Annotated in this window: 8 protein-coding genes; 6 read left to right on the plus strand and 2 right to left on the minus strand. The window is 73.1% G+C overall.

What is annotated here, in order from left to right; all coding sequences use genetic code 11:
- Positions 1 to 19: 19 nt before the first annotated feature.
- Positions 20 to 901, minus strand: a complete 882-nt coding sequence (locus tag ACFT55_RS14850; RefSeq protein ID WP_380244612.1) for an ABC transporter permease — start codon at positions 899 to 901, stop codon at positions 20 to 22.
- Positions 898 to 2,226, minus strand: coding sequence for a glycine betaine/L-proline ABC transporter ATP-binding protein (locus ACFT55_RS14855; protein ID WP_380244613.1), 1,329 nt, complete (start codon positions 2,224 to 2,226; stop codon positions 898 to 900). Before ACFT55_RS14855 ends, ACFT55_RS14850 begins: the two co-directional genes overlap by 4 nt.
- A gap of 651 nt (positions 2,227 to 2,877) precedes the next feature.
- Between ACFT55_RS14855 and ACFT55_RS14860 the strand changes: the two genes are divergently transcribed.
- From ACFT55_RS14860 to ACFT55_RS14885, 6 genes are all read left to right on the plus strand, one after another.
- Positions 2,878 to 5,175 carry a hypothetical protein gene (locus ACFT55_RS14860; RefSeq protein WP_380244614.1) on the plus strand — a complete coding sequence of 766 codons (2,298 nt, stop codon included), beginning with the start codon at positions 2,878 to 2,880 and terminating at the stop codon, positions 5,173 to 5,175.
- Between the two features lie 242 nt (positions 5,176 to 5,417).
- Positions 5,418 to 6,047 carry a hypothetical protein gene (locus ACFT55_RS14865; RefSeq protein ID WP_380244615.1) on the plus strand — a complete coding sequence of 210 codons (630 nt, stop codon included), beginning with the start codon at positions 5,418 to 5,420 and terminating at the stop codon, positions 6,045 to 6,047.
- A 178-nt stretch (positions 6,048 to 6,225) separates the two neighbouring features.
- Positions 6,226 to 7,776 carry an adenosylhomocysteinase gene (gene ahcY / locus ACFT55_RS14870; RefSeq protein WP_380244616.1) on the plus strand — a complete coding sequence of 517 codons (1,551 nt, stop codon included), beginning with the start codon at positions 6,226 to 6,228 and terminating at the stop codon, positions 7,774 to 7,776.
- A 91-nt stretch (positions 7,777 to 7,867) separates the two neighbouring features.
- A complete protein-coding gene (locus ACFT55_RS14875; protein WP_380244617.1) occupies positions 7,868 to 9,316 on the plus strand; it encodes a sensor histidine kinase in 1,449 nt (482 codons plus the stop codon).
- 29 nt (positions 9,317 to 9,345) lie between these two features.
- Positions 9,346 to 10,014, plus strand: a complete 669-nt coding sequence (locus ACFT55_RS14880; RefSeq protein WP_380244619.1) for a response regulator transcription factor — start codon at positions 9,346 to 9,348, stop codon at positions 10,012 to 10,014.
- A gap of 244 nt (positions 10,015 to 10,258) precedes the next feature.
- On the plus strand, positions 10,259 to 11,479 hold the full coding sequence (locus tag ACFT55_RS14885) for an acyltransferase family protein (RefSeq protein ID WP_380244618.1): 1,221 nt from the start codon (positions 10,259 to 10,261) through the stop codon (positions 11,477 to 11,479).
- Positions 11,480 to 11,518 lie beyond the last annotated feature (39 nt).

An 11,518-nucleotide genomic window follows, 5' to 3' on the forward strand; every position in this document is an offset into this window, starting at 1 on the left:
CGGGCGAGGGGCGGGAGGGTCAGCGCGTGGCCTTGAGCGCCTTGGCGACCGGCGAGCGGTCCGCGAGGGCGGAGGTGACGCGGTCCAGGTAGATCGCGAGGAACACGACCGCGAGGCCGGCCTCGAAACCGAGGGCGATGTCGACGCTCGACAGCGCGCCCACGACGTCGCCGCCGAGGCCGCCCGCGCCGACCATGCCGGAGATCACGACCATCGACAGGGCCAGCATGATCACCTGGTTGACGCCCGCCATGATGGTGGGCATCGCCAGCGGGATCTGGATCTGGCGCAGGATGCGGCGGTCGGTGGAGCCGAACGCGCGGCCGGCCTCCACCACCTCGGAGTCGACCTGGCGGATGCCGAGCTCCGTGAACCGGACCCCGGGGGCCAGGGCGAACACGATGGTCGCGATGATGCCGGGCACGGGGCCGGTGAGGAAGATGACGACCGTCGGGATCAGGTAGACGAAGGCGGGCATCGTCTGCATGAAGTCGAGGATCGGCCGCACGACGCGCGAGACGTGTTCGTTGCGCGCCGACCAGATCCCGAGCGGGATGCCGATCAGGAGCGCCACGACCGACGCGAGCAGCACGAGCGCCAGGGAGTCCATGGCGTTGTCCCACTGGTCCATCGAGGCGATGAGCACGAAGCCGATCAGCGAGCCGAGGGCGAGCTTCCACCCGCGCGCCCAGAACGCGATCGCGGCGAGCACGAGGGCCACGACGAAGAACGGCGGGGTGCTGAGCACCCAGTCCAGACCGTCGTAGATCGTCTCGAAGAAGGTCTTGACGGCGTCGAAGAGCGGGTCGAAGGTGTCGGTGACCCAGTCGATCGCGGTCTCGATCCAGTCGCCGACCGGGATGCGGGGCACGAGGGTGTCGGTGGTGGCGGCGGCGATCATGCCGGGGCTCCTTCGGTCGTCCCGGCGGGTTCGTCGTCGGCCGGTGCCTGTCGCGACATCTCCTGCGTCTTCTCCGGCGTGGAGACGTTGCCGTTGTCGACGGCCTCCCCGGCCATGGCCTCGAGCAGCGTCACGCGCGGCACGACGCCGACGAGGCGACCCTCGTCGTCGACCACCGCGAGCGGCACGGCGGACTCGGCGGCCGGCGCGAACAGTTCGGCGATCGGCGTGTCCTGGTGCACCGACGTCACGTCGGCGTCGATGAGGCCGGCGAGCTTCTCGACGCCCTCCTTGGTGGCGCGCACGGCGTCGTCGGCGCGGACCAGGCCCTTGAGCACGCGGCGGCGGTCGACGGCGAACGCGCCCGACACCTCGGCCTCGCGCATCTCGCGAGCCGCCTGGCGGGGCCCTCCGCCGGCAGGCACCGTGAGGCGCGGGCGCTGCATGACGGTCGAGGCGGTGAGCACGCGCGCCCGGTCGACGTCCGCGACGAACTTCTCGACGTACGAGTTCGCCGGGTCGGACAGGATCTGCTCGGCCGTGCCGATCTGCACGATGCGGCCGTCGCGCATGACGGCGATCCGGTCGCCCAGGTGCATGGCCTCGTTGAGGTCGTGCGTGATGAAGACGATCGTCTTGCCGAGCTTCTCCTGGAGCTCCAGGAGCTGCTCCTGCATCTCGGAGCGGATGAGCGGGTCGAGGGCGCTGAACGCCTCGTCCATCAGCAGCACGTCCGTGTCGGCCGCGAGGGCGCGGGCCAGCCCGACGCGCTGGCGCATGCCGCCGGAGAGCTGGGAGGGCAGGGAGTCCTGCCAGCCGGAGAGGCCGACCAGGTCGAGCGCCTGCCGTGCCTTCTCCTGCCGCTCCGTCTTCCCGACGCCCTGGATCTCCAGGGGGTACGCGGCGTTGTCGAGCACCGTGCGGTGCGGCAGCAGCGCGAAGTGCTGGAAGACCATGCTCACCCGGGTGCGACGCAGCTCGCGCAGGCGCTTGCCGTCCACGGTCGCGAGGTTGGCGTCCCCGAGGAGGACGTCGCCCGCGGTCGGGGTCCACAGGCCGTTGAGCATGCGGATCAGCGTCGACTTCCCGGAGCCGGAGAGGCCCATGACGACGAAGATCTCGCCGGGGGCCACGTCGAAGGACGCGTCGATCACGGCGGCGGTCCCGTGGTTCTTGACCTCGTCACGCGTCGCGCCTGCCTGGAGGCGGCGCACCGCCTCGGCGGGCTTGGGACCGAAGACCTTGTAGACGCCTCGCACCGAGACCGCGGGGGTCACCGCGGGCGTCTCGGCGGGCGTTGTGGTGGTACTGCTGTCTCCCGACATACGGGCAGGGCTCGCCACCTTCCATCACGTTCGGATGTACCCACGGTTCGCCGGGCGGTGCGTCGAGCACCGGTCACGGGTTCCCGTGCTTCCGCGGTTCCGGTGGGCACAAGGGCATCAAGCACCCTCCTATGCCGACGGGCGCCGTGGCGAACCGAGAAGGTGCGTCCGATCTGCGGGGTTATTCCTTGTTGTCCTGGGGATTCACTGCCTTTTGGCTGGTCAGCACACTGCACTGATCGTTACCTGAATGTGATCTAAAGCGTGACGCCCGTCACAATTCAGGCGCCAAGAGTGTGGCGCGGGCCACGATCCGGCAGGTCTGGCAGGAATGCGCCTGGTGAAGAGAGGACCAAAAAAGCGCAAGTTCTACGTCTATCACGGTCACGACCGGGGCGGGTTCGCGCCCGCCACGGCGGCGGCGCAGCACCGTCGCGGCCCGGGTGAAATCCGCTCCGGGAGCGGGTGAAAAAATTGCCCCGGGCGGGACCTGGTCCCCAGAAGGGTGCCCCGGGACTCATACTCGGCGCAGCACCGCCAGAGCCCGCCCGACGCGCGCCGCGGCGACCGGCACTGACGCCGACGTGGCCCCGTGGCCGTGCCTCACCCTCGCCGGCCGACCCCTCGGCCGGCACGAGTCCCGGAGGACCCGTGGAACTTGTCCTGCCCGTCCGCGCGCGACACCGCGCGCGGACGACGGCGCTCGTCGCCGCCCTCTCCCTCGTGGTCGCGCCGCTGGTGGTCGCGCCCGCCGCGGTCGCCGCGACCGACCCCTCGCCCACCGGCCAGGTCGCCGTCGAGCAGCCCGAAGACCCGACGTCGCCCACCACCGCGACCGACGTCGTCGCGCCCGCACCCGAGCAGCTCACGCTGACGGGCACGCTGCGCGTCGGCGAGCAGGTCTCCGTGGACCCGCGAGCGGACCTCTGGACGCCCGCGGGCGCCGAGCTGGCCTACTCCTACCGCTGGCTCGCCGACGACCAGGAGCTCGCGGGGCAGGACGGCACCCTGGTCGTCCCTCCGGACGCCGTCGGACGGGTGTTGAGCGTCGAGATCACCGGGACGGCGCCTGACGGTGCCTCGTCCGCGTCGGTCGTCGTGCCGGCCGCCGCCGCCGTCGCGCCCGGCGTGATCACCCCCGGGGAGCTCGGGATCACCGGCGACCCTCGGGTCGGCGAGTCGCTCACCGCGGTGGCGGGGGCCTGGGCCCCGGCGGTCCAGCCCACGTTCGAGTGGCGCCGTGGTGACGTCGTCGTCAGCACGGGCGACACCTACGTGCCCGTCGTGGACGACCTCGGCAGCCCCCTCACCGTCGTCGCGAGCGGCACGGCCGAGGGCTACGAGCCCGCCACCGTCACGGCGACGACCGCCGCCGTGACGGCCGGGACGATCGCCGGCGACGCGCCGGCCCTGTCGGGCACGGTCCGCGTCGGCAGCCGCATCACGGTCGTGCCGGGGCAGTGGCCCGCCGACGCGACCCTCACCTACCGCTGGACCGTCGCGCGGGCGACCGGCACCGCGACCGTCGCGACCACGGCGTCCTACACGCCGACGGCGGACGACCGCGGCAGGCTCCTGACGGTCGCGGTCACCGGCACGCGCCCGGGCTACGAGACCACGCGGACCACCACGCCCGTGACCGTCGGGGCCGGCGTCCTCACCGCCCCCACGCCGACGCTGTCGGGCACCGTCCGCGTGGGCTCCAAGGTCACGGCCCACCGGGGCACCTGGACGTCCGGCACCGCCGTGACCTACCGCTGGTACGCCTCGGGCGCGGCGATCTCGGGGGCGACGGCGTCGACGTACACCCCCTCCGCCGCCGTCAAGGGCAAGAACCTCACGGTCCGCGTCACCGGCACCAAGGCGGGCTACACCACGACGTACCGCACGAGCGCCGCCACCAGGGTCGCAGCCGGGGTCCTGACCGCGCCGCGGCCGAGGATCAGCGGCACCGTCCGCGTCGGCGCCAAGGTCTCTGTCGCGAAGGGGACCTGGAAGCCGTCGGCGTCCACCTACCGCTACCAGTGGCGGGTCAACGGCACGAAGATCCGGTGGGCGACGAGGTCGACCTACACGCTGCCGTCGAAGTACGCGGGCAAGAAGCTCACGGTGACCGTCACCGGGAGCCGTGCCGGCTACACGACCAGGTCGGTCACCAGCGCGGCGTCGACCGTGCTGCGCGTGTACTCGAAGACGTCCGCACCGAAGATCTCGGGCAGCGCGCGCGTCGGCTCCACCCTCAAGGTGAGCAGCCGTGGCACGTGGACGCCGGCGCCGTCGTCGTGGCGCTACCAGTGGCGGGCGAACGGCACGCCCATCAAGGGCGCCACGCGGTCGTCGATCAAGCTCGCGGGCGCACAGTACGGCAAGCGGATCTCCGTCACGATCAAGGGCGTCCGGTCGGGTTACTACCCCACCGCGCGCACCTCCGGGGCGACCGCACGCGTGACCGTGCCCGCACCGGTGCTGACCAAGAACGGCGTCTACAAGGTCGGCACCCAGATCAAGGCGGGCACGTACGTGGCGCCCGGGTCCTCGTCGGGCTGCGTGGTCAAGCGTCTCGACGGGTCCAAGAAGATGGTCTGGGCGGGGCTCACCTACGGGCAGACGATCGTGACCGTCCGGAGCACCGACAAGTACTTCTCCACCACCGGCTGCGGCACCTGGCGGCGGTACGCGGCCTACGGGGCGGTGCGGACGTCGACGCCCGCCGACGGCATCTACAAGGTCGGCACCGCCGGCGGCCAGCTGAAGCCCGGGCTCTACCGCACGGCCGGCCCGGCCTTCTCCGACGACGTCTGCTACGTCGCCGCGCTCAACGGCTTCGCCATGACGCACGCCGCGATCGACGAGTCCACCGAGTTCACGGGCGGCGGCTACTGGCGGGTCCTGCCCGGCGACGTCGGTTTCGAGGCGTACGGCTGCTCCTGGCGGCGCGTGTCGAACTGAGCGGGGGAGGGCGGCGCGCCGGCGGTGCCGGGAGCGCCGCCCTCCTGGGTGCGGCGAAGATCACCCGGGCCACACCGGGTGAAGTCGGGCGACGACGGATCAGGCACGGGCGGAGCGCTCACATACTTGACGCGCGACACCATCGCCCCGGCGGACGTCCCGTCGACGTCCGTCCGCCGGTCGGACCGGTGTCGTACCACCGCACCTGCCGACCATCCGTCGGCGCACCCCAGGAGAAGCCCGTGAAGCAGACCTCGCCCGCGCGTCGTGGCGGCCGCCTCGCCGCGATCGTCACGACCGTGACGCTGCTGGCGGCACCGCTCGCCGTCGTCCCCGCCACGCTCGCTGCGCCGACGGCGGCCGCGGTCACCACCCAGGTGACGATCAAGAAGATCGGCACCAAGACCGCTCCGTACCAGAGGAAGGTGACCGTCCGGCCTCGCGTGTCCGCCACGGGCCACGTCTCCGTGAGGTCCAAGACGCTCACGGTGAAGAAGTCCGGCACGACGGTCGCCAAGAACAAGAAGGCCGTCGCGTTGAAGGCGGGCACCTACCGCGTGACGACGCGGGTCGCGTACAAGACGTACCGGCTCACGTCGTCGCGAGCGAAGGTCTGGTCCGCGACGAAGGTCAGGACGAAGACGCAGACCCTTCTCGTCAGGCAGGGCAAGAAGCCGTCGCGCACCACGCCCGTCAGCGAGTACAACTGCCCCAGCTGGGCGCCGATCAAGGGCAACCAGACGACGTCGCACTCGACGGACTGGATCTACCACGTGCCGGGCGGCCGGTACTACAAGGTGACGAAGCCGGAGGAGTGCTTCACCACCGAGGCCGCAGCGCGGAACGCGGGCTACCGCAAGTCCAAGCTCTGACGCTCGCGTCCCTCGTGCACGAGGCCGGCACCCTCGCGGGTGCCGGCCTCGCTGCGTCCCTGGCGCGCCGCGGACTACCCTGGGTGCTGGCCCGCCGTCGACGACGGCCGCGGAGCCACGCGCAGACGGGAGCCCCCAGCGCGACCGACATGAACCCGAGACGTCCAGGAGGGCGACCATGTCCACGACCGCTGAGGCACCCGGCACCACCGGCTTCGACGAGGCCCCCGGCCGCTACAAGGTGCGCTCCCTCGCCCTCGCGGAGGCAGGACGGCACCAGATCCGGCTCGCCGAGCACGAGATGCCCGGCCTGATGGCCCTGCGCGCCGAGTTCGGCGAGGAGCAGCCGCTGGCCGGTGCCCGCATCGCCGGCTCGCTGCACATGACGGTGCAGACCGCCGTCCTCATCGAGACGCTCGTGGCGCTCGGCGCCGAGGTCCGGTGGGCCAGCTGCAACATCTTCAGCACGCAGGACGAGGCCGCGGCCGCGATCGCCGTCGGCCCGCACGGCACCCCGGCCGACCCGCAGGGCGTGCCCGTCTTCGCCTGGAAGGGCGAGAGCCTCGAGGAGTACTGGGACTGCACCGAGCAGATCCTGGTGTGGCCGGGCACGCAGGACGGCACGGAGAACGGCCAGGGCGGCCCCAACCTGATCCTCGACGACGGTGGCGACGCCACGATGCTCGTGCACCTGGGGCTGCAGTACGAGCGCGCGGGCGTCGTGCCGCCCGACACGCTGCCTGGCGAGCCCGACCACACCCACGAGATGAACGTGGTGCGCGGCGTGCTGCGCCGGGCGCTCGAGTCCGACCCCCTGCGCTGGACGACGGTCGCGCAGAGCATCGGCGGCGTCACGGAGGAGACGACGACGGGCGTGCACCGGCTCTACCACCTCGCGGAGGCGGGCGAGCTGATCTTCCCGGCGATCAACGTGAACGACTCGGTGACGAAGTCCAAGTTCGACAACAAGTACGGCATCCGCCACTCGCTGCCGGACGGCATCAACCGCGCCACCGACATCCTCATCGGCGGCAAGGTCGCGTTCGTCTGCGGGTACGGCGACGTCGGCAAGGGCGCGGCGGAGGCGTTCCGCGGCCAGGGCGCCCGCGTCATCGTGTCCGAGGTGGACCCGATCTGCGCGCTGCAGGCCGCGATGGACGGCTTCCAGGTGGCGCGGCTCGACGACGTGGTCGGCGAGGTCGACTTCGTCATCACGACCACCGGGAACAAGGACGTCGTGCGCGTCGAGCACATGCTCGCGCTCAAGGACAAGGCCGTCGTCGGCAACATCGGGCACTTCGACAACGAGATCGACATGGCCGGGCTCGCGGCCGTGCCGGGCGTCGTGAAGACCGAGATCAAGCCGCAGGTGCACGAGTGGACGCTGCCCGCCGCGGACGGGCGCCGCGAGCGGTCGATCATCGTGCTGTCGGAGGGCCGCCTGCTCAACCTGGGCAACGCGACCGGCCACCCGTCGTTCGTCATGTCGAACTCGTTCGCCAACCAGGTGATCGGGCAGATCGAGCTGTTCGTCGACATGGCGCGCCCCGCCGATGAGCGCCAGTACGAGCGCCAGGTCTACCGCCTGCCCAAGGTGCTCGACGAGAAGGTCGCGCGCCTCCACCTCGACGCCCTCGGCGTGCGGCTCACCGAGCTGAGCAAGGAGCAGGCCGAGTACCTCGGCGTGCCGGTCGAGGGCCCGTACAAGGCGGACCACTACCGCTACTGACGGGCGCCCGTCCCGGCACGGGGGACATCCCCCGTGCCGGCGGGCGGCGGTCCGGGTACCGGTGCGGCGCCGTCGGCGGCAGGCTGGAAGCATGACCAGCATGACGTCCACCGACGGCCCCGCCCCGGAGACCGCCGCGCCCCGCACGACGGAGCAGGCTCCGGCGTCCCCGCGCGCCACGGCCGGCGCGCCGCCGTTCCTGCTCGCGCCCTTCGACGGCCGCACCTGGCGCGCCTACGGCTTCCTGTGGCTCGCGCTACTGCTGGCGCCGTTCGCGTTCACGTACGCGATCTTCACCGTGTCCTTCATGGCGGGCATCGCGGTCACGGTCGTGGGCCTGTTCGTGGCGGGCGGCGTGCTCGTCGGGGCGCGCGGCTGGGGCTCGATGTACCGCCGGATGGCGGTGCGCTATCTCGGCGTCGAGATCGCGGAGCCGGCGCCGCGCACGCCGCGCCGCGGCTTCTGGCGCCGCCTCGGCGGGATGCTCGGCGACGCGACGGCCTGGCGCGCCCTGCTGTACATGTTCCTCACGTTCCCGCTCGCGATCGTGTCGTTCGTCGTGAGCACGACGCTCCTCGCCGTCGCCCTCGGCGGGATGACCCACTGGTTCTGGTCGCGCTGGCTGCCGCTGCAGCAGGCGGGCGACGGCACCTGGCACCGGGGGGCGTCCTTCGGCACCGACTGGTTCGTGGACACGCCGTCGCGCCAGCTCCTGCTCGTGGCCGGCGGGGTGGTGCTGCTGTACCTCTGGCCGCAGGTGCAGTCCCTGTTCGCCGGCCTGTTCCGGCTGCTGGCGGTCGGCCTGCTCAGCCCCACGAAGGCCAGCATGCGGGTCGCCTACGCCGAGCGGGCCCGGGCGGTCACGGTCGAGGACGCGGACGAGCGTCTGCGCCGCATCGAGCGCGACCTGCACGACGGCACCCAGGCGCACCTGGTCGCCGTGGCCATGCAGATCGGCGAGGCGCGCGAGCTGCTGCGCGACGGCGCGAACGGCGTCGACACGGCCGAGCTCGCCGCCGTCCTGGAGACGGCGCACTCCAGCACGAAGGACACGCTGGCGGAGCTGCGGGAGCTCGCGCGAGGCATCCGTCCCCCTGCGCTGGACGCCGGGCTCGCCGTCGCCCTGGAGACCCTCGCCGCGCGCGCCGCCCTGCCCGTGCGCGTGCACGCCGTCGGGCTCGACGCGGCGAACCTACCGCCGAGCGTCACGGCCATCTCGTACTTCGCGGTGGCGGAGCTCGTCGCCAACGCGACCAAGCACGCCCGCGCCACCGGCGTGGACGTCGTCGCCGGCGTGGAGCCGGTCGCCGACGCCGCCACGGGTGCGGCGGTGCGCGCCCTCGTGCTGCGGGTGCACGACGACGGCGTGGGCGGTGCCGCCGTGCGCGCCCCGGACGCCTCGGGCCGTGGCAGCGGCCTCGCCGGCCTGACCGACCGCCTCTCCGGCGTGGACGGCACGCTCGCGGTGGTCAGTCCCGCGGGAGGGCCTACGGTGATCACCGTGACCATCCCGCTGCCTGCCCCGGCCCCCGCCCGATGACGGCCGACGGCCCCGCCGGGTCGCGCGGTCTGCGCGTCGTCGTCGCCGAGGACTCCGCCATCCTGCGCGACGGCCTCGTCGCGCTGCTGTCCCGCCGCGGGTTCGACGTCGTCGCGGCCGTGCCCGACGGCGACGCCCTGGTGCGCGAGGTCACGACGCTCGCCGCCGCGGGAGCGCTGCCCGACGTCCTCGTCGCCGACATCCGCATGCCCCCGTCCCACACGGACGAGGGCCTGCGTGCCGCGGAGGCCTTGCGGGCCGCCCACCCGGGGCTGCCGGTGCTGGTGTTCTCGCAGTGGGTCGAGACGCGCTACGCGTCGCGCCTGCTCGAGGGCGACCCGCGCGGGGTCGGCTACCTCCTCAAGGACCGGGTGGCCGACGTCGGGGACTTCGTCGCCGCGCTCGGGCGCGTCGCCGCGGGGGAGACCGTCCTGGACCCGGAGGTGGTGCGTCAGCTCATGGGCGCGCACCGCTCGCCGGAGGACGGTGTGGCGCGCCTGACGCCCCGCGAGAAGGAGGTGCTCGAGCTGATGGCGCAGGGCCGCTCCAACGGCGCCATCGCCGAGTCGCTGTTCCTGTCCTACGGGGCGGTGGAGAAGAACGTGGCCGCGATCTTCACGAAGCTCGACCTGGCGCAGGACTCGGCAGACCATCGGCGCGTGCGCGCCGTGCTGCGGTACCTCGGCGTCGACGCCTGACCGGCGACCTGTCAGAGCCAGGTGCGGGTATACCCCGCCCTGGCTCTGACAACGTGCGTGCGCGCCGACCTGTCAGAACCACGGGCGGCCATAGCAGGTCCTGGCTCTGACAACTCTGGGCGGGGGACGTCCCCCGCACCGACGCGGGGGAGACGCCGCGCGCGGCGGGGGTCAGGCCCATGTCGGACGACGTCGCAGGTCACGAGGCTGAGGGGGTCCCTCTCGCCGAGCCTCAGGAGCAACCGTGGCCGTCCTCGACGCCCCCGCCCCACCCGTCCCGACCGCGCCGCCGATCGTTACGCGGCCCCGTCCCGCCGCGCCGGCCGCCCCGCTCCGGGCGCGCCGCCGCAGCACCCCGCGCGACCCGTTCGTCGACGTCGTCCGGGCGATGGGCACCGTCGGCGTGGTGCTGCTGCACTGGCTGATGGCGGAGGCGGCGTGGGACGGCCGCACGCTGCACGTCGGCAACGCCCTCGGCCACGGCGCCGGCTGGCTGGTGACCTGGCTCCAGCCGCTCGCCCTCCTCTTCTTCGCCGCCGGCGCCTCCGCCGGGTACCAGCGCGGCACGACGGCGACCGTCGGCCGTGGCTGGGCCGGCGCCGTCGTCGCCCGGCTGCGGGCGATCGCGCGGCCCGTCGGCGCGTTCGCCGGAGCGTGGGCGCTCGCGGTCGCCGCGCTGCTCGCCCTCGGCGTGCCCGACGACGCGGTCTGGCGGATGGCGCGGATGGCGCCGCAGCTGCTGTGGTTCCTCGGCGTGTGGGTGGTGCTCATGGCGCTGACGCCGCTGTTCCGGGCCGCGTGGGAGCGCTGGCGCTGGGGCGCGCTCGGCGCGGCCGTGGCGCTGCCGCTGGCCGTCGACGCGCTGCGTTTCGGCCTGCCGAACGACGTCACCGCCGGACTCGCCTGGGCCAACGTGCTCCTCGCGTGGGCGGCTCCGTACCTCGCCGGGGTCGCGTACGCCGCTGAACGCGGCGCCCCGCACCGCCCGGCGCACCCCCGCGGCCCTCGGGGCGGCCGGCTGCTGCTCGCCGCCGGCGCCGTCGCCGCCGTGGCCGGGATGGCCGTGCTCGTGGCGGTGGGCCCGTACCCGCCGAGCATGATCGGCATGCCCGGCGACAAGATCTCCAACCTCGGCCCGCCCACGGCACCCGTCGTCCTGCACGCCGTCGCGCAGGTCTGCCTCGTCCTGCTGTTCCGTGCGTCGCTGGTGCGCCGGGCCGGCACCGCTGCCGGTCAGCGCGTCGTCGGGGCGCTGGCGCGCCGGTCGATGACGGTCTACCTGTGGCACCTCACGGCGATGTTCGCCGTCGTCGGCGTCGCGCTCCTCGGCCTCGGGCAGCGGCTGCCGGTCGCCTGGGGTGCGGACTGGTGGGCGTCGCGGCCGGTCTGGTTCGCGGCCTTCCTGCTGACGCTGCTCGGGCTCGTGCGCCTCTTCGGCCGGTTCGAGGACCGCCCTCGCCGCTAGCTGTGGGTACGAAGAAGGTCAGAATTCGATGACGAATTC

Source organism: Isoptericola sp. NPDC057191 (assembly GCF_042670225.1).
Classification (GTDB): Bacteria; Actinomycetota; Actinomycetes; order Actinomycetales; family Cellulomonadaceae; genus Isoptericola.